The 21,923-nt window shown below is 58.7% G+C and carries 16 protein-coding genes; 11 read left to right on the top strand and 5 right to left on the bottom strand.

The genetic code is table 11. The annotated features are described in order from the left end of the window. Window positions 1–5: 5 nt before the first annotated feature. From ACN0SY_RS10895 to ACN0SY_RS10865, 7 genes are all read left to right on the top strand, one after another. A complete protein-coding gene (locus tag ACN0SY_RS10895) occupies window positions 6–1,082 on the top strand; it encodes a branched-chain amino acid ABC transporter permease (RefSeq protein WP_417687141.1) in 1,077 nt (358 codons plus the stop codon). A gap of 113 nt (window positions 1,083–1,195) precedes the next feature. After that, the gene (locus ACN0SY_RS10890) at window positions 1,196–2,524 is read left to right on the top strand and encodes an ABC transporter substrate-binding protein (RefSeq protein ID WP_417687140.1); all 1,329 of its coding nucleotides are present in this window, start codon (window positions 1,196–1,198) and stop codon (window positions 2,522–2,524) included. Window positions 2,525–2,597: 73 nt separating this feature from the next. Then, complete coding sequence (locus tag ACN0SY_RS10885; RefSeq protein ID WP_417687139.1) at window positions 2,598–3,455, top strand: ABC transporter ATP-binding protein; 858 nt, start codon at window positions 2,598–2,600, stop codon at window positions 3,453–3,455. 21 nt (window positions 3,456–3,476) lie between these two features. Then, window positions 3,477–4,718: a phenylacetate--CoA ligase family protein gene (locus ACN0SY_RS10880; RefSeq protein ID WP_417687138.1), complete on the top strand. Its 1,242-nt coding sequence runs from the start codon at window positions 3,477–3,479 to the stop codon at window positions 4,716–4,718. Between the two features lie 166 nt (window positions 4,719–4,884). After that, the gene (hemH, locus tag ACN0SY_RS10875; protein ID WP_417687137.1) at window positions 4,885–5,964 is read left to right on the top strand and encodes a ferrochelatase; all 1,080 of its coding nucleotides are present in this window, start codon (window positions 4,885–4,887) and stop codon (window positions 5,962–5,964) included. 188 nt (window positions 5,965–6,152) lie between these two features. Then, window positions 6,153–7,142 (top strand): SPFH domain-containing protein, encoded by a 990-nt coding sequence (locus tag ACN0SY_RS10870; protein WP_417687136.1) that lies wholly within the window; start codon window positions 6,153–6,155, stop codon window positions 7,140–7,142. After that, on the top strand, window positions 7,139–7,597 hold the full coding sequence (locus ACN0SY_RS10865; RefSeq protein WP_417687135.1) for an NfeD family protein: 459 nt from the start codon (window positions 7,139–7,141) through the stop codon (window positions 7,595–7,597). The genes ACN0SY_RS10870 and ACN0SY_RS10865 overlap by 4 nt, the downstream gene beginning before the upstream one ends. Window positions 7,598–7,618: 21 nt before the next feature. On the opposite strand, the gene ACN0SY_RS10860 is transcribed toward ACN0SY_RS10865, so the two are convergent. The 3 genes from ACN0SY_RS10860 to ACN0SY_RS10850 all read right to left on the bottom strand — a co-directional run bounded on the left by ACN0SY_RS10860 (window position 7,619) and on the right by ACN0SY_RS10850 (window position 10,422). Continuing rightward, window positions 7,619–8,473 (bottom strand): OmpA/MotB family protein, encoded by an 855-nt coding sequence (locus tag ACN0SY_RS10860; RefSeq protein WP_417687134.1) that lies wholly within the window; start codon window positions 8,471–8,473, stop codon window positions 7,619–7,621. A gap of 28 nt (window positions 8,474–8,501) precedes the next feature. Beyond that, the gene (locus ACN0SY_RS10855) at window positions 8,502–9,269 is read right to left on the bottom strand and encodes a motility protein A (RefSeq protein ID WP_417687133.1); all 768 of its coding nucleotides are present in this window, start codon (window positions 9,267–9,269) and stop codon (window positions 8,502–8,504) included. Window positions 9,270–9,414: 145 nt separating this feature from the next. Then, a complete protein-coding gene (locus tag ACN0SY_RS10850; RefSeq protein WP_417687132.1) occupies window positions 9,415–10,422 on the bottom strand; it encodes a KpsF/GutQ family sugar-phosphate isomerase in 1,008 nt (335 codons plus the stop codon). A gap of 195 nt (window positions 10,423–10,617) precedes the next feature. Here ACN0SY_RS10850 and ACN0SY_RS10845 point away from each other — a divergent pair, with 195 nt between their 5' ends. The 3 genes from ACN0SY_RS10845 (at window position 10,618) to ACN0SY_RS10835 (ending at window position 14,617) form a co-directional block, all read left to right on the top strand. Then, window positions 10,618–12,078 (top strand): outer membrane beta-barrel protein, encoded by a 1,461-nt coding sequence (locus ACN0SY_RS10845; protein WP_417687131.1) that lies wholly within the window; start codon window positions 10,618–10,620, stop codon window positions 12,076–12,078. Between the two features lie 99 nt (window positions 12,079–12,177). Further along, on the top strand, window positions 12,178–13,437 hold the full coding sequence (locus tag ACN0SY_RS10840) for a lytic murein transglycosylase (RefSeq protein WP_417687130.1): 1,260 nt from the start codon (window positions 12,178–12,180) through the stop codon (window positions 13,435–13,437). A gap of 37 nt (window positions 13,438–13,474) precedes the next feature. Further along, window positions 13,475–14,617 carry a GDSL-type esterase/lipase family protein gene (locus ACN0SY_RS10835; protein ID WP_417687129.1) on the top strand — a complete coding sequence of 381 codons (1,143 nt, stop codon included), beginning with the start codon at window positions 13,475–13,477 and terminating at the stop codon, window positions 14,615–14,617. A gap of 86 nt (window positions 14,618–14,703) precedes the next feature. On the opposite strand, the gene ACN0SY_RS10830 is transcribed toward ACN0SY_RS10835, so the two are convergent. Together ACN0SY_RS10830 and gltB are read right to left on the bottom strand one after the other, a co-directional pair. Further along, window positions 14,704–16,146, bottom strand: a complete 1,443-nt coding sequence (locus tag ACN0SY_RS10830) for a glutamate synthase subunit beta (protein WP_417687128.1) — start codon at window positions 16,144–16,146, stop codon at window positions 14,704–14,706. A gap of 89 nt (window positions 16,147–16,235) precedes the next feature. Next, window positions 16,236–20,972, bottom strand: coding sequence for a glutamate synthase large subunit (gltB, locus tag ACN0SY_RS10825; RefSeq protein WP_417687127.1), 4,737 nt, complete (start codon window positions 20,970–20,972; stop codon window positions 16,236–16,238). A gap of 631 nt (window positions 20,973–21,603) precedes the next feature. On the opposite strand from gltB, the gene ACN0SY_RS10820 reads away from it, so the two are divergent. Then, the gene (locus ACN0SY_RS10820; RefSeq protein WP_417687126.1) at window positions 21,604–21,900 is read left to right on the top strand and encodes a DUF2282 domain-containing protein; all 297 of its coding nucleotides are present in this window, start codon (window positions 21,604–21,606) and stop codon (window positions 21,898–21,900) included. Window positions 21,901–21,923: the final 23 nt, after the last annotated feature.

The following is a 21,923-nucleotide window of genomic DNA, read 5'->3' as shown; positions in this document are numbered from 1 at the left end:
GCAACATGTTTTATCGCGAAGCTGGCCAATTCAAGACGAGCTACGAAGCCGACCAGTCGCTCTTTCCGATCCGGCAGGACCGGATCGGCCTGGCCCTCATTCTGCTCGCCGCCTTTGTGGTCATCCCGTTTACGGCAAATGACTTCTTCCTGACCTCGATCATGATCCCGTTCCTGGTCTTCTCCCTGGCGGCGATCGGACTTAATGTCCTGACCGGATTTGCAGGACAGTTGTCGCTCGGCTCGGGGGCATTCATGGGTGTGGGAGCCTATGCGGCCTATAAGCTGACGACCATCTTTCCGGACGTGAATGTCGTTTTCCTCGTGCTGGTGTCGGGTGTGTTTTCCGCGTCGATCGGTGCAGTTTTCGGCTTGCCGAGCCTGCGGATCAAGGGGCTGTATCTCGCTGTGACGACGCTTGCCGCCCAGTTCTTTCTGGAATGGTGCTTCATTCGGATTCCGTGGCTCTACAACTACAACGCCTCGGGTGCGATCGAGATCCCGAAGCGTGAAATGTTCGGAGTGGTGATCTCGGGAGCCGAGGCAACGCCTCTTGCGCGCTACTTCGTGGTTCTGTCGATCACTGTCGTGATCGCATTCCTGATCGCCAATGTCCTGCGTGGCCGCATCGGCCGCTCCTGGATGATGATCCGCGATATGGACATTGCGGCGGAGTTGATGGGTATCCGGCCCCTGCAGACAAAGCTCATGGCCTTCGCCGTGTCTTCCTACATCTGCGGCGTCGCCGGGGCGATGATGGTTTTCTTCTGGCTGAATGCGGCCGAACCGTCTTCCTATGCGATCAATCTCTCGTTCCAGATCCTGTTCATGGTGATTCTCGGAGGCCTCGGAAGCATCGCCGGATCGTTCATGGGCGCCGCGTTCATCTGGATCCTTCCGGTGTTCCTGAAGTTCGTTCCGGGCATGATCGGCATCGAAATCGGGGCTGAGACGGTCGAACATCTGACTTTCATGATCGTCGGTGCTCTCATCATTTTCTTCCTGATCGTCGAACCTCATGGGTTCGCCCGTCTATGGCAGATTGGGAAGCAGAAGCTTCGGGTATGGCCGTTCCCCTACTGAGGTTGGCCATATTGGAAACACCATCCGGGCATCGGACCTGCCTGGCGAGGAATGGTGAAACCGGTCCGGCGGCTTCGAAACCTTGTCGGATGGAGCCGTAAGGGAGGAAATAAATGAAGAACTTCAAGCAATTCGCGTTCGGTTCGGCCGTCGCACTTGCCATTGGTGCTTCCGGCTATGTTGCGGAAGTTGCCGCGCAGGATGCCAACTATGTTCCGCTGCTGACGTACCGCACCGGTCCTTACGCAGGGTCGGGTATTCCGATCGCCAACGGCATGAACGACTACCTCCAGATGCTCAACGAGCGTGACGGCGGTATCGGTGGCGTCAAGATCCTGATCGAAGAATGCGAGACCGGCTACAACGCTCAGAAGGGCGTCGAGTGCTACGAAGCCACCAAGGGCAAGGGCGCTGTGGTCTACAATCCGTATTCCACCGGCATCACGCTTCAGCTGATCCCGAAAGCCTCGGTCGACAAGATCCCGGTTCTGTCCATGGGTTATGGCCTGTCGGCTGCCGCGGTCGGCAACACCTTCCCGTGGATCTTCAACGTGCCGGACACCTACTGGGACGGCGCGTCGGTTGCGATCAAGTACATCGGTGAGCAGGAAGGCGGCCTTGATAACCTGAAGGGCAAGAAGATCGGGTACATCTTCCTCGACGCCGGTTACGGCCGAGAGCCGATCCCGCTGCTGGAGCAGATGGCAGAAAAGTTTGGCTTCGAACTGCTGCAGTATGCTGTTCCCGGCAAGGAAATGCAGAACCAGTCATCGCAGTGGCTGAACGTTCGCCGCGACCGTCCGGACTACATGATCATGTGGGGCTGGGGCGCTATGAACCCGACCGCGATCAAGGAAGCAGTTAAGATCCGCTACCCGATGGAGAAGTTCATCGGTGTCTGGTGGTCTGCCGGCGATGACGATGCCGCGGCAGGCGGCGCTGATGCCAAGGGCTACAAGGCCATGAATTTCTCCGGCGTCGGCACCGACTACCCGGCGATTCAGGACATCCTCAAGCACGTCGTCGAGCCTGGCAAGACTCAGACCGACCCGGCGTCCATTGGTGGCACGCTCTACAACCGCGGCGTCCTGAACTCGGTCATCATCGCCGAAGGTATCCGTGCTGCGCAGAAGCTGACCGGAAAGTCAGTGATCACGGGTGAAGACATGCGCGCAGGTCTTGAAACCTTGAACCTGACGAACGAGCGTCTCGCTGAACTCGGCCTGACCGGCTTCGCCCACCCGATGAAGGTGACCTGTGATGACCATGCCGGCAGCCACCCGGTGTTCATCCAACAGTGGGACGGTGAAAAGTGGTCCGTCGCGAGTGACTGGATCGAGCCGATGACCGATCTGGTGCGCCCGCTTCTCGAAGCAGCTGCGAAGGACTACGCCGAGAAGAACGCTCCGTGGCCGGAGCGGACCGAGGCTTGCCCGAACTGACCGGGTCCACGGCCACAAGGGTCAAAAGTCCCGCCGCATTATGCGGCGGGGCACTTTCCGGAGTGATGAGAGAATGTCGACCTTAGAGATGACAAGACCGGATCAGGCAGCCGTGACGCAAGCGGGTGGCGAGACAATCTTGTCGGTGAACAACATCGAAGTGATCTATGATCACGTCATCCTTGTCCTCAAGGGCGTGTCCCTGACGATTCCACGCGGCGGCATCGTCGCCCTGCTCGGTGCAAACGGAGCGGGCAAGACGACGACGCTCAAAGCGGTTTCCAACCTGCTTGGCGCGGAACGCGGTGAGGTGACCAAGGGCAAGATCGTCTTCGAGGGCGATGAGGTTCAGGCTCTTTCTCCCAATGAACTTGTGCGCCGGGGCTGCATCCAGGTGATGGAAGGACGCCATTGTTTTGGCCACCTTTCCATCGAGGAAAATCTTCTGACCGGTGCCTATACGCGCAAGGATGGAGCGGCAGCCATCCGCTCCGACCTGGAGATGGTCTACAATTATTTTCCGCGCCTTCGTGAACGCCGCCAGAGCCAGGCTGGCTACACGTCGGGTGGCGAGCAGCAGATGTGCGCAATCGGCCGGGCGTTGATGAGCCGACCCAAGATGATTCTGCTGGACGAGCCGTCCATGGGACTGGCGCCGCAGCTTGTCGAAGAGATTTTCGAGATCGTGAAGCAGCTCAACGAGCGGGAGGGCGTGTCTTTCCTTCTCGCGGAACAGAACACCAACGTCGCCCTGAGATACGCGACCTACGGCTACATCATGGAATCCGGGCGGATTGTTCTGGATGGAGACGCCAAGGCTCTGCGTGAGAACGAGGACGTGAAGGAATTCTATCTCGGAGTTGGCGGCGAGGGGCGCAAGTCCTTCAGAAACGTCAAGCATTACAAGAGAAGGAAACGCTGGTTGGCCTGAGGGCCTGAGCGGAGGCGGATCATGAGCGACGACATGTTTGATGCGCGCGAGCGGGTGACACCGGACCAGCGCGAGGCGGAGCTTTTTGCCAAGTTGCCGGGATTTCTGGCCCATGCGATTGCCAAGTCGAAGGGTTGGGACGAGCAATTGACTGGTGTGGATCCGCAATCCGTCACCGGCCGGACGGCCTTGTGTGCTCTACCAATCTTGCGCAAATCTTCGCTGCTGGAAAAGCAGAAGGCGCATCCGCCCTTCGGCGGGTTCCTCGCCGGTGATCTCAATGGCGTGGAACGTGTTTTCATGTCGCCGGGGCCGATCTGGGAGCCGCAGGCACAGGGGGATGATCCCTGGAATGGGGCACGCGCTCTTCACGCTGCCGGTTTCCGCAAGGGCGACGTCGTTTTCAACGCATTCTCCTATCATCTGACGCCAGGCGGCTTCATCCTGGATCACGGTGCACGCGCCCTCGGCTGTACCGTCTTTCCAGCCGGGGTCGGCAATACCGATCTGCAAGTTGAAGCGATCGAGACCCTCAAACCGGTCGGGTTCATCGGAACGCCAGACTATCTCAAGGTTTTGCTGGATCGTGCCGCAGAGCAGGGACGTGATGTTTCCTCCATCAAGCGAGCCCTGGCTTCCGGAGGGGCACTGTTCCCCTCTCTCAGGGAGGAATATGAGAATCGGGGCATCTCGGTCTTGCAGTGCTATGCAACAGCGGACCTTGGCGTGATCGCATACGAGAGTTCGGCGCGACAGGGAATGATCGTCAACGAGGATTACATCGTTGAGATCGTTCGCCCCGGAACCGGCGTTCCGGTTGCAGAGGGAGAGGTGGGCGAGCTGGTCGTGACCAGTTTCAACAGAACCTACCCGCTTATCCGGTTTGGTACGGGTGACCTTTCCGCGGTGCTTCCAGGAAGCTCTCCCTGTGGGCGGACAAACATGCGTATCGCTGGCTGGATGGGACGCGCCGACCAGCGAACCAAGGTCAAAGGCATGTTCGTAGATCCGGCCCAGGTGGCGGAAATCATCGACCGTTTCGACGGGATCTCCAAGGCTCGCCTGTCTGTCCGGCGTGACGGCGAAAGCGATGCGATGGTTCTGGCTGTCGAAACCGACCGCCGCGAGGATACGGCATTGCCGGACCAGGTAGCACAGGCCCTCCGCGATGTGACCAAGATGAAGGGTGCTGTCGAGATCGTTGCTGTCGGTAGCCTGCCGAATGACGGCAAGGTCATCAGCGACGAAAGGGACTACGGTTAGGGAGGTTCTCACGCCGCCGGGGCGTTGTGACGCGGTGGCGAGTTTGAATTGGAACAATTATGATCTAAAAGCTGAAACAACGCGTAAGGAAAACTGCCTCCCTGGCGATATCCAAGCGCTAGCTTGATCAGAATAATCCGACTCAACAGGTTTCATCGGACACTCCATGACCGTTCAAGATATTCCGACCGCATCCGAAGATCAGATTGCCGAGATGCGGAAGGTTCGCCTTCCCGCCGACCACCCAACCGTAAAGACTGGCAAGGTTGGCGTTCTGCTGGTCAACCTGGGAACGCCGGATGGGACCGACTATTGGCCCATGCGGCGTTATCTTCGTGAATTCCTGTCGGACAAGCGCGTCATCGAATGGCCGAGGGCCATCTGGTATCCGATCCTCTATGGTATTGTTCTGATGACCCGTCCGGGGAAGTCGGGCAAGGCCTACGAGGAAATCTGGAACCACGAGAAGAATGAATCTCCGCTGCGTACGATAACGCGCAGCCAATCCGACAAGCTGGCTGAGATCATGGGCGATAGCGGAGGCCGCCTCAAGATCGACTGGGCGATGCGTTACGGCAATCCGTCGATCCGTTCGCGCCTCGAAGCTCTCAAGGCCGATGGCTGCGATCGGCTTCTCGTCTTTCCGCTCTATCCTCAATATTCCGCCACGACGACCGCTACGGTGAATGACGAGGTGTGCAAGGCGCTGCTCGACATGCGTTGGCAGCCAGCAATCCGTACGGTTCCGCCCTACCACGATGATCCCGTCTACGTATCAGCCTTGGCGCGATCCGTAGAACGTCATCTTGAAGGACTCGACTTCGAGCCGGAGCTCGTCCTGACCTCCTATCACGGCATCCCGCAATCCTATTTCCGTCGCGGCGATCCCTATCATTGTCACTGCCATAAGACGACGCGTCTGATGCGTGAGGTGCTCGGATGGGGCACCGATAAACTGCGCCTCACCTTCCAGTCGCGCTTCGGTCCGGAAGAGTGGTTGCAGCCCTATACCGACAAGACAGTAGAACAGCTGGCAAAGGACGGCGTGAAGAATATCGCCGTAATGAACCCAGGATTTGTATCCGACTGTCTCGAGACTCTCGAGGAAATCGCGGGCGAGGCCGGTGAGATCTTCGAGGAGCATGGCGGCGAGAATTTCACGCACATTCCTTGCCTCAATGACAGCGACCTGGGGATGGACGTCCTGGAGCACATCGTCCGGCGCGAGCTTGGCGGATGGATCTGATGTCGATGTGAGTGATTTGACGAAGTTTAGAAAGGGAGGCTTAGGCCTCCTTTTTTTGTGCCCCCTGCGTGCCTTCAGATGTGGTGTGCTTTCAGTCACGCGATTTGTGGCGAGACGCTCTGGTGCGGGGCGGCGAACCGGAGCATACTTGCGTGAAATTGCATTGCGAAAACAACCGGGAGCGTTTCATGCCTCAAGAATTACTCGGTTTCGATATCGTTCTTATCGTCCTGCTGATCCTCGTCATCCTCGTCATATTCGCCGGCGTCAAGACTGTCCCGCAGGGCTACAATTATACGATTGAGCGTTTCGGAAAGTATCGGCGGACACTGGCGCCAGGCTTGAACTTCATCACCCCTTTCATCGACCGCGTCGGCCACAAGCTGAACATGATGGAGCAGGTTCTGGATGTTCCCTCACAGGAAGTCATTACCCGTGACAACGCGACGGTGACGGCGGATGGCATCACCTTCTACCAGGTGCTGGACGCTGCCCGGGCCGCCTATGAAGTGCTGGGATTGCAGAATGCGATCCTCAATCTGACCATGACCAATATCCGTTCGGTGATGGGGTCGATGGACCTGGATGAACTTCTGTCGAACCGCGACGAGATCAATGCCCGGCTTCTGAACGTAGTCGATGCTGCAGCAGAGCCTTGGGGCGTCAAGATCACGCGCATCGAGATCAAGGACATCAATCCGCCGAAGGATCTAGTCGACGCCATGGCACGGCAGATGAAAGCGGAGCGCGACAAGCGCGCGGCGATCCTCGAAGCGGAAGGCAAACGCCAGTCGGAAATCCTGAAGGCCGAAGGCGAGAAACAGTCGCTGATCCTCGAGGCCGAAGGCCGGCGGGAGTCGGCGTTCAGGGATGCGGAGGCGCGGGAGCGCGAGGCCGAAGCAGAGGCCAAGGCAACGCGAATGGTCAGTGAGGCGATTGCCGCCGGTGACGTCCAGGCCATCAACTACTTCGTTGCGAATAAATATGTTGAGGCTTTCAAGGAGCTGGCGACATCGCGGAACCAGAAGACTCTTATTCTCCCGATGGAAGCGACAGCACTGCTCGGATCACTGAGCGGTATCGGCGAGATCGCAAAGGCCGCTTTTGAAAAGGAGAAAGAGGCTTCCCCTTCCGGCCGGGTGCCGACGACAGGACGTAGCGAAGGAGACCGTCAGTGAACCTCGTGGAACGGTTGATATTCGAGCTGGGACCCTGGAACTGGTGGATTCTTGGACTACTTCTGCTCGGTCTTGAGATACTTGCGCCGGGAACGATTTTCCTCTGGTTCGGGGTGTCGGCAATTCTCGTTGGAACGCTTGCCCTATTCGTCGACCTGTCGTGGCAGGTTTCCCTCGTGATCTTTCTTGGCCTCTCGTTTGTCAGCCTGATCGTGGGTCGCAAACTGATGGCTCAGCTGAAGTCCGAAGAAGGGGATCCAGGCCTCAACAAACGGGGAAGTCGCTATATTGGCCGGACGTTCGTGTTGAAGGATCCGATTTCCGAAGGGACTGGAAAACTCTCGATTGATGACACTGTCTGGAGAGTCTCCGGACCGGATCTACCAGCGGGAACCCACGTACAGGTAACGCAGGTGGAGGGCGCGCGTCTCGTTGTCAGCCAAGCGGCTGAATGAGACGTTCGCCTTCAAACGAAATCAGAGTTTGTGACCCGGCGGGATAGGCGGAGCCTCCGCCTTGAGCAGGATCCCGATCCGGCGGTTCGCGGCCAGGTACGGATCATTCGGGAACATCGGCTCGGTGTCGGCCTTGCCGATAACTGCAAAGAACTGATCGTCGGGAACGCCGTATTCGTTCAGGATCTGTCGCGCGACGTTCGCCCGTTCCGTTGACAGGTCCCATCCTGTGTAGGAGGGATCAGGTGACTGGCGGCCGCTGGTCGTATGACCGGTAATTTCGATCCGGTTCGGCATGCGTGAAAGGACCGGTGCCATTTTTGCCAGAAGGCGGCGCGTCGTCTCGTAAGGGTATTTGGAGCCTTCTCTGAACATTGACCGCCCGTCCTGATCGACAAGCAGAATATTCAGGCCGTCCTCGGTTTCCTGCAAAATGATATTGCTGGAGATCTCGGTGATTTCCGGCATTTCCTGCCAAGCCTGACGTAGGGAAGCAGCGGCCGTGGCAAACTGCCTCGGCTTCTCGATGTCCGCTTCCATCGTGTCGTGGGTATTGGCTTCAGGACCCTGTTTGCTGCGGTTGTCGTGACGCTCCTGGGCAAAGTCGGAATCCACTTCCTGTGGTACCTGACTGATATCCTTCATGTACTCCCGGATCGGGATGCCCTCGATCTCAATGATACCGGTTCGTTTCGACGTTTCCTTGACGCCGAAGGCCTCTCGCATGGATCCAGCAACAACCTGAAGCTTTTCCTTGTCCTGGATGGAGAAGGAAATGATGAGAACGAAGAAGCAAACGAGCAGCGACATCAAGTCGGCGAATGTCACGAGCCAGTCCGGTGCGCCGCCCCCGCCTTGTTGTTTCTTCTTGGCCATCCCGTCGATCCTTGCGCTATTGCCCGAGTTAGGCCGCTTCCGCCAGTTCCGCCCGGACTTTTTCCGGCAGATACGCGATCAGCATCTCCTTGATCAGGGCCGGACTCTTGTTCTCGCGGATCTGAAGGACCCCGTCGATGATGAGGGTCTGGCTCAGTTCGTCGACATCGAACTTTGCGTCAAGCTTCTCAACGAGCGGAATGCAAATGATGTTGGAGATCAGCGCGCCATAGAGGGTCGTCAGAAGTGCGACCGCCATAGACGGGCCGATGGCAGCAGGGTCATCCATGTTGGCAAGCATCTGGACAAGACCAACAAGCGTTCCGATCATCCCGAACGCCGGGGCAGAGTCGCCGAGAGCCTTGAAAATGCGTTTGCCTTCCGACAGGCGTGTGAGCTGGAGGTCGCGTTCGCGTTCCATCGCTTCCTTGATGAATTCCAGTTCATAGCCGTCTGCGATATATTGGACGCCCTTGGCCAGCACCGGATCCGAAACGTCGACATTTTCAAGTCCGAGCGGGCCGGATTTGCGAACGATTTCGCCCAGGTTGGTGATTTCGGATATCAGGTCGCGGGGGCTGGCGCCCTTGCCTGCGATTGCAACCTTGAAGCCGGTGCCAAACGCACTCCCAACGTCAGAAAGCTGGAAGCGGATCAGCGTCGCCATGAGGCCGCCGCCTATCACAATCAGCATTGACGGAACGTCGATGAATTGGCCAAAACTTCCGCCCAGGAAAATGGCCGTTACCACGATGCCGAAGGCACCCAACATTCCAACCAGCGTTGCCAGATCCATTACGTACACCAAGACCGATCGGGCACATTGCCCACCACAATTCGGGCTTCATCTTAGGTGCGACAAGGCTAATCAATTCCTAACCGGCAGGGGCGAATTGCCAGCTTTCATAAAGAATTGCGATATGAAAGTGCCGGTAGGAAGTTCAGGCGGCGCCTATCCGAAGCAGGTCGTGCATATGGATGATCCCGACGGGCTTTTCTTCCTCGACAACGAAAACGGCAGTGATCTTGGATGTGTTGATGAATTCGAGGACGGCGCCGGACATCAATGAAGGTGCAATCGTTTTGGGATTGTGTGTCATGATGTCCTCAACCGGATGATCGAGAAAGTCCGTGCTGATGTGACGGCGAAGGTCGCCATCGGTGATGATGCCCAGGAGTATGCCGTTGGCATCCACAACGCCGAGCACGCCGAAGCCTTTCTGGGACATCTCGATAATAGCCTCACGCATCAAGGTTCCTGACTTGACCAGCGGCAAGGCGTCTCCCTTGTGCATGATGTCGCGAGCAGACTTCAAAGTAGCGCCAAGCCGTCCACCGGGGTGGAAGATCCGGAAGTCCTGGGCCGTGAAGCCACGGTTCTCCAGCAAGGCAATAGCCAGGGCATCACCAGTCGCCATCTGAACGAGGGCGGAGGTCGTCGGCGCTAGCCCATGCGGACAGGCCTCGGTTACACCGGGCATTTTCAGGACTATGTCTGCTGCCTTGCCGAGAGTGCTGTCATCGCGTGAGGTGATTGCGATGAGCGGCACCTTGAAGCGACGCGTATAGGCTACAATACTCGCCAGTTCCTGGGTTTCTCCGGACCAGGACAAGGCAATGACGGCATCATTCTCCGTCACCATGCCGAGGTCACCGTGGCTGGCTTCTGCGCAATGAACGAAAAAGGCTGGCGTTCCGGTGGATGCCAGTGTGGCGGCAAGTTTGACCCCGATATGACCGCTCTTGCCGATTCCTGTAACGATAACACGACCGGAAATACTGGCCAAAAGCGTGCCGGCCCGTAGGAAGGATTCCGACAGCCCATTCTGGAGAGCTGCGCGGAGCGCACTCAGTCCGGCAATCTCGGTTTCCAACGTTCGTTCCGCCGAGGTCATGAAGGAGCGAGCGTGATCAACTGCTGTCGTGTCGTTGTTCTCGTTATTCGACATGTTTTTTTCCGTTGTCATCACAGCCCAGCGAGCCGTGTCTAAGCCAGTCCGGATCGTGGTGCAAGTTGATATGCGCCCCTCAATCGCAAAACAGTTTCCATGTCTCACGACCGTCGCAGTTTGCGAAAATCAACCAAGAATTAACCATGTAGAGCGAGGTTAAAACCAAATGCCTGTAAATCGTCCAAGGGTCTCATGTTTCGCCATACGTTCTTTCTCGCCGGCGCGCTTTCGGTCTTGAGTGTACCATCTTGGTCTCAGGATCTGGGCGATGATTTGCGTGGAGGGGTATATGACGCGGAGGATACCTCTGTTGTTGCGGAGGAACCGGCCAACGCGCGGCGGAACCCTACATCCTCACCCGTCTATTCCTTGCGCGGACTTTCAAATGAAGCTGTTGCTGAAGAAGGCTCAACCGGACTTGGTTCCGCCGGGCGTGTAGAGCCCGTCAGGCCATTTTCCGACAGGGTTCAGGCTGTCCGTGCACTTGGAGGTGCGGGAAGTGTGTTGTCATCCGACGGGGCTTTTGCTGGCGATACCCGTTTCGATGAGGCCTCCGGTATTCGGGTCGGCACCTTTACGATATTGCCCGAGCTGACCGTAACCGGTGGTTGGACTGATAACACAGCTCAATCTGTCGGGGGGACGTCCGGGACGTTGTATCGAATCGCGCCAAGTATAACCGCGACATCCGACTGGTCGAGGCATCAACTCGGTTTTGCATTGCGCGGAAGCTACGTCGCCTATCCGGACGACAGGTCGGACGATGATCAGAGCGTCTCCGCGTCGACAGCGCTGAGGCTGGACCTCAACAGCCGCACCACGGCGAACGGTGCCCTTGCCTATACATTTTCCCAGGAAGACGCATCGAGCGCCGAGGCCGGAGGCTCCAGTGATGATATTCACCAGGTTTCGGGAAGTCTTGGTATTACGAGAGATGCCGGGATTGTTGCAGTGACGTTGCGAGGCGGTCTGGATCGCAACATCTATTCTGCGGACAACGGTGGCAGTTCCTCCAGCAGCCGAGACAACACGCTCTATTCGGCAGCGCTCAGGGTTGATGCCAATCCGGGAGCCGTCTTCTCGCCATTTGCGGAAGGCGCGTTGTTGCTGCGCCGGTACGATCGCAGTTGCAGTGACGCTATTTGCGAGAAACGTGATGCCAACGGATATCAAATGCGGGGTGGCATTGCGATTTCATCGGGCCCGAAACTTGCCGGCGAGGTGGGTGCAGGCTGGCGTGTCGAGGATCTGGAGGATGAACGGCTGGATGCCCTTTCCGGCGTCGTGGTCGATGCTTCTCTGGTTTGGTCGCCGACACGACTGACAACCGTCACCGGAGGTTTGGGGACCCGCTTCGAGACCACCGATATCGACGGGGCCTCCGGATCGATCATCTATTCTGGCGACGTACGAATCGCCCATGAATTTACCGACCGGTTGGTGGGCGAGGCGGGGGCGGGCTATAGCTACCGCACCTATCAGGGAGCTTCGATCGAGGAGAAAACCTTGACCGGGCTCTTGGGAGCGACATTTGCCTTGACGCGAAATGCAGCGCTTCAGACGCGCTACACCTATCGTAGATTCGAGGGAGAAAGTTCCGGTTCGGACTACGACCAGAGCACGATCGAAGCAGGCGTGAGATTTCGCCACTAGGAAGATCGCCTAGTTCCGTCACCGACATGAAGTCGCCGCTTATAGCATTTATCACTTAAGTGGCGAGGCAGTCCGGGAAACCTGACTGAGGAGGTTTGTATGATTTTTGTCATCGATGCAGCGCGTGGGCTTTTGACGGGTATTTCGGTGAAGGCCAGTCTGGGTAAAGTGATCGCGCGCGTATTGATCACAACGGGGATAGCGCTGTCTCCTGCCGCTGTGCAAGCAGACGCCGGGTTTGACCGCTTCGTGGACTCCTTCTGGCCGAAGGCAAAGTCTGCCGGAATTTCCGCGGCAACTTATCGAGGTGTTTTTTCAGGAATGGAGCCGGACCCTGACACGATCCGTCTCATGTCCAAGCAGTCCGAATTCGTAAAGCCGGTATGGGACTATCTGGACAGTGCCGTCTCGGATACACGCGTCGAAAAGGGACGGGAACTCCTCAAGGAATACGACCAGGTGCTCCGCCGTGTGGAGGCCCGATATGGCGTCGACCGTGAAGCGATCCTCGCCATTTGGGGAATGGAGACAAACTACGGTGGCTTCATGGGCAAGCACAACGTCATTCGTGCTCTGGCCACGCTTGCCTATGCCGCTCCCCGCCGGACCGCGTTTTGGGAAAAGGAACTGACCAAGGCGCTATCGATCGTACAGGCTGGTCATGTCCGGTTTGCCGACATGGAGGGCTCTTGGGCGGGTGCGATGGGTCATACCCAGTTCATGCCTTCCAGCTGGGAATCCTATGCTGCAGACTATGATGGCGACGGGCGCCGTGACATCTGGACATCCATCCCGGATGCGTTGGCATCGACAGCCAACTATCTTCAGAAACATGGCTGGCAAACCGGCAAGACCTGGGGATACGAGGTCGTCCTTCCCAACGGTTTTGACTATCGTCTCGCTGACGAGGAAACGACGCTCAGTCTACGGGATTGGACACGGCAGGGCGTTCGCCGTGCAAATGGCCGGGACTTCCCGCGCCAGGATGACAACGCGATCTTGGTCATGCCTGCAGGCGCTTCAGGACCGGCGTTCCTGATGCTGCGCAATTTCTATGTCATCAAGCGCTACAATAACGCTACGGCCTACGCTCTTGCCGTCGGGCATCTTGCAGATCGCATCATCGGTGGGGGCGACCTGGAGGGGGATTGGTCACGCGAATACATGCCGCTTTCCCGAAGCGAAACAATTGAGCTTCAGGCCGAACTGAACCGGCGCGGATATGATGTGGGCACCCCGGACGGGTTGATCGGCCCAGCCACGAGACGAGGTATCCGAGCCTATCAGCGGGCACGGGGCATGATCCCGGACGGGTACGCCTCGGTCGTTTTGCTGGCAAGGATCAAACTCGACGGTTAGACTGGCGCGCCGGAAAGCCACTGAAAGGGATGCCTGGGTGCGGATCGTTCGCAAATACTCGATTGACCTGAAGGCGGTTGGTGTGTTGCTGCTGGCGCTTGTACTCGCCGGCTTCGCTCACGATCTGTCCGGAGTAGCCTATGCGCAGTCGGGCAGTGATCTCGTGCGACCAGCGCCTGGAAATTCCAAGAGTTTCAACCCTTTTCAACCACTTCTGAAGCTGTTTGGCGCAGACACCCGCAAGCGACGTCCGGCTCGACAGTCGAACGAACCGCGGCAGGCCAGCCGTCCGGCAGGAAGTCCGCCACGGTTCGAGCAGGTGCCAAAAGACCCGGACGCTGGGGTCATTCTGGTGGTTGGCGATCGTATGGCGCGGGGTGTCTCTGATGGACTGTCCTTCACTCTTGCAGACAAACCGATGGTGATGGTCGAGGCCTTGACCGAGGATGATGCTGGTTTGATCGGTGGCGACGAGCTCGACTGGGAGGCCAGGGTTCTGGCTCGAATTCGAGGAGGAAACGTCAAGGCCGTTGTTGTGATGATGGGCGCAAATGACGTTGGCAGTGCGCTCCCGGGCGAACCTCCGGTCGAATTCGCAACAGACCAGTGGTGGGCAACTTATCAGCAACGCGCCGAGAGGCTCCTGGCGGCGGTACGAGGCGAGCGAAAGCCTTTACTATGGGTCGGCCTCGCTCCGACCGGTTCGGAATTGATGAACCAGGATTTTACCCGCCTCAACGCTCTATTTTCCGATGTCGCCGACGCTGAACGTGGCCGCTTTGTCGATATTTGGGAAGTGTTCCTCTCGGAGGCCGGCGATTATTCCTCGTTCGGGCCGGATGTTGACGGGAAACGTCAGCGGCTCAGAACTTCTGACAAGATCGGCTTTACCTGGGACGGATACCGAAAGGTCGCGTTCTTCGCCGAACGGCAGTTGTCGCGTATTCTTGGAGGCTACGGAGGTCTGGCCTTCGAAGGTGTCGAGGATGATCCTAATTTCATTGTCCTGACAGGGCGGACGACCTCCCCGGAAGACGAACTTCTTGGGGCCGATGCCCCCGTGGTCGAAGCAGGGGATGAAGATCCCGTCAATCGTTTCCTGGTGCAAGGCGATCCATTGAAGTCTTTCCCCGGGCGCGTCGATTACACCGGATTTGCATCACCAGCCGACGGGTCTTGAACAGTTCAATTCGCGACTGCCACGTTGGGAAAGAAAAAGGGCTGTCCGATGGACAGCCCTTTTTCTTTCTTCGGTCTGCGATGGCCTCAGAGCGGCAAGTCGGTCGTTCCCGTCAGGAATTCATCGACAGAACGGGCCGCCTGGCGGCCTTCACGGATTGCCCAGACGACCAGCGACTGACCGCGGCGAACATCACCCGCTGCGAAAACCTTGTCGAGACTCGTCTTGTAGTCCTCGGTATTCGCCTTGACGTTCGTACGACCGTCAAGCTCGAGCTTTTCATCAGCCTGGGCAACGTAGGTGTCGAGGCGCGGGCCTGAGAAGCCGATTGCTGCCAGGACGAGATCTGCACGCAGGATGAACTCGGTGCCTTCGATGGGACGGCGCTTCTCATCAACGCGGGCGCATTTGACGCCGGTGACATGCCCATCTTCGCCTACAAGGGCAAGGGTCGCTGCAGAGAATTCGCGCTCCGCGCCTTCAGCCTGCGAGGAAGACGTGCGGAACTTGGTCGGCCAATACGGCCAGACGGTCATCTTGTCTTCCTTGAGAGGCGGAATCGGGCGGATGTCGAGCTGAGTCACGGACAAGGCACCCTGGCGGAAAGCCGTTCCGACGCAGTCAGAAGCGGTGTCGCCGCCGCCGATGACGACAACGTGCTTGCCGGCTGCCCAGATCGGACCGACGGTTGCATATGGCCCAAGCTCCGGTTCGCCACCGACGCGGCGGTTCTGCTGGACGAGGTAGTCCATCGCCCAATGGCAGCCCTCGAGTTCCATCCCGCCGACACCCGGGTCGCGCGGACGCTCGGCGCCTGCGCAAAGGATTACGGCGTCATGGCGCTCGGTCAGCTCGTCCATGGTGACGGTGACGCCGACATTGACGTTGTAATGGAACGTTACACCTTCAGCTTCCATCTGCTCGACACGGCGATCGATGTAGTGCTTTTCCATCTTGAAATCGGGGATGCCGTAGCGCAGCAGGCCACCGGCCTTGCTCTCGCGCTCATAGACATGAACCGTGTGACCGGCACGTGCGAGCTGCTGGGCAGCTGCCATGCCCGCCGGGCCGGCACCGATGATGGCAACGGCCTTGCCGGTCTTGGTCGCGGCCGGTTCCGGTACGATCCAGCCCTCGGCCCAGCCCTTGTCGGCAATAGCCTGTTCCACGGACTTGATATTCACCGGAATGTCTTCAAGGTTCAGGGTGCAGGCTTCCTCGCATGGAGCGGGGCAGATGCGGCCCGTGAATTCCGGGAAGTTGTTGGTGGAGTGCAGGTTGCGCAGCGCCAAGTCCCAGTCACCGCCATAAACCAGGTCGTTCCAGTCGGGAATCTGGTTGTTGACGGGACAGCCGGTCGGTCCATGGCAGAACGGGATACCGCAATCCATGCAGCGCGCCGCCTGACGCTCGATTTCATTCTCCGCAAGCGGAATCGTGAACTCGCGGAAATGGCGAATACGGTCCGAGGCAGGAGCGTACTTCTGTTCCTGCCGGTCGATTTCCAAAAATCCGGTTACCTTGCCCAAGGTGACCTCCTCAATAATCTCTTGTCACATTGTCGGCTGCGACCGGGCGCCGGAGCGCCCGAGAGCCAGTTCAGTTCCAGATTTCGGCGTTACTCCGCCGCGACCATGCCGAGCCGCTTCTCTTCCATTTCGCGCAGCGCACGACGGTACTCGACCGGCATCACCTTGACGAATTTCGGACGGAAGGTCGCCCAATCATCCAGAATTGCCTGCGCTCGGGACGAGCCGGTGTACTGAACGTGCTTTGTCAGAAGCTGACGAAGCCGTTCATCGTCGTGACGGGTCATGTCGCCGCTGATGTCGACGCGGCCCTTGTGCTCGATGTCACCGCCATGGTGGTGCAGCTTTTCGAGAAGGTCGTCCTCTTCCTGGACCGGTTCGATATCCACCATGGCCAGGTTACAGCGGTCCCGGAAGGTGCCGTCCTCGTCCAGGACGTAGGCGATACCGCCAGACATGCCGGCGGCAAAGTTGCGTCCGGTCTGACCGATGACGACGATGACGCCTCCGGTCATGTATTCGCAACCGTGGTCGCCGACGCCTTCAACAACGGCAAGAGCACCGGAGTTGCGGACGGCGAAGCGTTCGCCTGCAACACCGCGGAAGTAACATTCACCGGTGGTCGCGCCGTAAAGAACGGTGTTACCGACGATGATGGAATCTTCCGGAATGATCCGGGTGTTCGCCGGCGGGCGGACGATGATCCGACCACCCGACAGTCCCTTGCCGACATAGTCGTTGGCATCGCCCTCGAGATCGATGGTCACGCCCTTTGCGACAAATGCACCGAATGCCTGACCCGCGGTTCCCTTGAGGTTGATCTTCAGCGTGTCGTCCGGAAGAGCCTTTGCGCCGTAGCGCTTGGCGATCTCACCGGAGAGCATGGCACCGACCGAGCGGTCGACGGAGCAGATGGTCTCGTCGATGATGGTCGGTTCCTTGGCGTCCAGCGCCGGCTTGGCAGCCGCGATCAGGCGACGATCGAGGATATCGACGATCGGATGTTCCTGGCGTTCAGTCCAGCGGGTCTCTTCCGGCGTTGCCTCCGGCTGGAAGAAGATACGGCTGAAGTCGAGGCCACACGCCTTCCAGTGGTCGATCGCGGCGTCCTTGTCGAGGAAGTCGGAGCGGCCAATGATGTCGTCGAGCTTGGCAACACCCAGGGCAGCCATCAGCTCACGCAGTTCTTCAGCAACGAAGAAGAAGTAGTTGATGACGTGTTCCGGGGTGCCCTTGAAGCGCTTCCGCAGGACCGGGTCCTGGGTCGCGATGCCGACCGGGCAGGTGTTGAGGTGACACTTGCGCATCATCAGGCAGCCTGCGGCAATCAGCGGAGCGGTCGAGAAGCCGAACTCGTCTGCGCCGAGAAGGGCGCCGACCAGCACGTCACGACCGGTGCGAAGACCGCCGTCTACCTGCAGTGCGATGCGCGAACGAAGTCCGTTCAGAACCAGTGTCTGCTGGGTCTCGGCGAGGCCGATTTCCCAGGGGCTACCGGCGTGCTTTATGGAGGTCAGCGGCGATGCGCCGGTGCCGCCGTCGTAGCCGGAAACGGTGATATGGTCTGCGCGGGCCTTGGCAACGCCTGCCGCAACCGTACCAACGCCTACTTCTGATACCAGCTTGACCGAGATATCGGCAGTCGGGTTGACGTTCTTCAGATCGTAGATCAGCTGCGCCAGATCCTCGATCGAATAGATGTCGTGGTGCGGCGGTGGCGAAATCAGGCCGACGCCCGGGGTCGAATGGCGAACCTTTGCAATGACCGCGTCTACCTTGTGACCCGGCAGCTGGCCGCCTTCGCCGGGCTTTGCACCCTGGGCAACCTTGATCTGGATCATGTCGGAGTTGACGAGATACTCGGTGGTAACGCCGAAACGACCGGATGCAACCTGCTTGATCGCAGAGCGCTGCGGGTTCGACGAACCATCCGGGAGCGGGTTGAAACGCTCCGGCTCTTCGCCGCCTTCACCTGTGTTCGACTTTCCGCCGATCGCATTCATCGCAATCGCCAGGGACGTATGGGCTTCACGCGAGATGGAGCCGAACGACATGGCGCCCGTAACGAAGCGCTTGACCAGCTGTTCGGCAGGTTCGACTTCGCTGAGGTCGATCGGCTTGCGGCCAAGTTCATCAGCGCCCTTGATGCGGAACATGCCGCGGATCGCGAAGCGTCCGGTTTCCTCGTTCACATGCTTCGCAAACGCACGGTACATGTCCGGCAGCTTGGAGCGGACAGCGTGTTGCAGGGTCGCGATTGAGTCCGGCGTCCACATATGGCTCTCGCCACGAACGCGATAGGCATATTCGCCACCTACATCCAGCGAGCGGCGCAGGATCGCGACGTCGCCGAAGGCTTCCTCGTGACGCAGAACGGTCTCCTGAGCGACTTCCGCAAGGCCAACGCCTTCGATCGTCGTTGCCGTGCCGAAGAAGTACTTCTTCACGAACTCGGTCGAGAGCCCGACGGCGTCGAAGATCTGCGCGCCGCAATAGGACTGATAGGTCGAGATGCCCATCTTGGACATAACCTTCAGGATGCCCTTGTCGATGGACTTGATGTAGCGATAGACGACTTCGTGCTCGTCGACCTCTTCCGGGAAGTCCATTTCCGCGTGCATCGACAGAAGCGTCTCGAACGCAAGATACGGGTTGATCGCTTCGGCGCCGAAGCCTGCAAGGACGCAGAAGTGGTGCACTTCGCGAGCTTCGCCGGTTTCAACGACGAGGCCGACCGACGTGCGCAGACCCTTGCGGATCAGATGATGGTGTACGGCCGCCGTCGCCAGAAGGGCAGGGATGGCAATCCGGGCGCGGCTGACCAGGCGGTCGGACAGGATGATGATGTTGTCACCATCCAGAACAGCCTTTTCCGCACGCTGGCACAGCTCTTCAAGGGCTGCCTCCATGCCGTCGGCGCCCTTCTCCGAAGAGTAGGTGATGTCGAGCGTCTTTGCAGAGAACTGGTTATCTGCGATGTCGCCAATCGCGCGGATCTTTTCCAGATCCTCGTTCGTCAGGATTGGCTGGCGCACTTCCAGTCGCTTGGAGGTGGACAGGCCCTTCAGATCGAAGAGGTTCGGCCGCGGACCGATGAACGACACCAGGCTCATGACCAGTTCCTCGCGGATCGGGTCGATCGGCGGGTTGGTCACCTGGGCGAAGTTCTGCTTGAAATAGGTGTAGAGAAGCTTGGACTTGTCCGACAGCGCGGAGATCGGCGTGTCGGTGCCCATGGAGCCAATGGCTTCCTGACCGATGGTTGCCATCGGGGTCATCAGGAGCTTGATGTCTTCCTGGCTGTAGCCGAAGGCCTGCTGGCGATCGAGCAGGCTCTCACCTGCGACCGGAGCACGGCCACGGACTTCCGGCATGTCTTCCAGAACAATCTGGGTCTTGTGCAGCCAGTCCTTGTAAGGGTTGGCGGTCGAGAGCTCGCGCTTGATCTCGTCGTCGGAAATGATGCGGCCCTGTTCAAGGTCGATGAGCAGCATCTTGCCCGGCTGCAGGCGCCACTTGCGGACGATCTTTTCTTCCGGCACCGGCAGAACACCGACTTCGGAAGACATGATGACAAAGTCTTCGTCGGTGACGATGTAGCGGGCAGGGCGCAGGCCGTTACGGTCGAGCGTAGCGCCGATCTGGCGTCCATCCGTGAATGCAACAGCAGCGGGTCCGTCCCACGGCTCCATCAGAGCCGCGTGGTATTCGTAGAACGCGCGGCGGTTGTCATCCATCAGCGGATTGCCGGCCCAGGCTTCCGGGATCAGCATCATCGCGGCGTGGGCGAGCGAATAGCCCCCCATGACGAGGAATTCGAGTGCGTTGTCGAAGCAGGCGGTGTCGGACTGGCCTTCATAGGAGATTGGCCAGAGCTTCGTGATGTCTTCGCCGAAGAGAGGCGAGGACACGGATGCCTGACGGGCAGCCATCCAGTTGACGTTGCCGCGCAGCGTGTTGATCTCACCATTGTGCGCAACCATCCGGTATGGGTGCGACAGGTCCCAGGACGGGAACGTGTTGGTGGAAAAACGCTGGTGGACCAGAGCGAGGGCCGAGACGAAGCGCTCGTCCTTCAGGTCCTGATAATAGGCGCCAAGCTGGTAGGCCAGGAACATGCCCTTGTAGACGATGGTCCGGCTGGAGAGCGACACGATATAGAAGCCGTTGTCGACAGCATTGGTTTCTGCGCGGACATTGTTCGAAATGACCTTGCGGAGAATAAAGAGGCGGCGTTCGAAGGTCGCATCATCTTCGCCTTCGGAACGCTTGATGAAGACCTGTTCGGAAACCGGTTCGGTTGCGGCGATATCAGGAGCCTTGGAAAGGGAGGAGTTGTCGACCGGAACGTCGCGCCAGCCGATCAGGCCCTGACCTTCGGACGCGATAACGCGCTCGATGATTTCCTTGCACTTCTGGCGCAGGTTCGTGTCCTGCGGCAGGAAGATGAAGCCGACACCATACTCTCCGCGCTCCGGCAGGGTGATACCCTTTGCGCCGAGTTCTGCGGCGAAGAAGTCATGAGGGATCTGCACCAGCATGCCGGCGCCGTCGCCCATCAGCGGGTCTGCGCCAACGGCACCACGATGCGTCAGGTTTTCGAGGACCTGGAGCCCGTCTGCAACGACACGATGAGACTTCTCGCCCTTCATGTGGGCAACGAAACCTACGCCACAGGCATCATGCTCGCGCGAGGGGTTATAGAGCCCTTTGTCGGCGGCCGTGCCCAGTCGAGTGGCCAAATCGGATTTGGTGGCGGTTGTGGATTCCGCTCCAATTCCACTGGCCTGCAACGCTGTGCTGGTCGTCAGCTCTATCTTCGTCATTTGCGCCCTCACGGTTTCCCCAAAACTCCCGCAGCTGAAGCGTCCGGTCCCGTTCGCGTCGCACTCCTTTTCGGAACGCGGCTCGTGCGACGACCCTGGCTTTCAGCCCCGGCTCTGTCGAAATGTGTAGCGTCTCACTGCTTAAAAGCGAAACGCTTCATTGACGCAGCGGTTGGTCCGCCGCCGAACACCCGTTTCGATCCGGATGCCCGCATCGGGGTTGCGTCAACACGTCAACCCCATGGTCTGCCCGGATTAAGATCTTCAGGACCCGGATCCGGTGCTCTTGCGCCGAGTTCCATCGTCAGGTCCGATAAATGGGACAGTGCTCCTGTCCTATTCCGAGCGGCGCGAACATGACAGATTTCGAAGCCAGTAGCAAGTGCGTTTATATAGCGCATTATTATTATTGTTTCGCCCCAAGAGTCCTATTCTGCCATTTTAGTAGCCGCGGAGCCGGTGCGGTGAAAGAATGTTGCGTAGAGGGTGTCGGGAGATATGTTTCCCGCTCGCGCCGGTGTCACGTCTGTTTGATTTCCTATTGATACAGTCACTGACCATTTTTGCCTTAGGGCGCCGCAAACGCGAAACATTGGCCCTTTTGAAAACCGGCTCCGATGGAGGAAATTCGATGCAAAAGATCATGACCGCAGCAATTGTCGCAGGTGCAGTTGCCACCGCCGTATCCGGGATTGCTGCTCCGACCGCCGCTCACGCCCAGGCGAAGGAAAAGTGCTACGGGGTTTCCCTGAAAGGCAAGAACGACTGCAAGGCAGGCGCCGGCACGTCTTGCGCTGGTACGTCGACCGTCGACTATCAGGGCAATGCCTGGACTCTCGTTCCGAAGGGTACCTGTATCTCCATGGAACTTCCGGATGGCCGCAAGGGATCACTGACCGAACTCGACCGTGACCTTCCGAAGGCCTGATGCGGGTGGATTGACTGCTGAAC

This window comes from Roseibium sp. (genome assembly GCF_048261595.1).
GTDB lineage: Bacteria > Pseudomonadota > Alphaproteobacteria > Rhizobiales > Stappiaceae > Roseibium.
The sequence above is the reverse complement of the archived record's forward strand: the minus strand, read 5'-3'. Positions and strand labels throughout refer to the sequence as shown.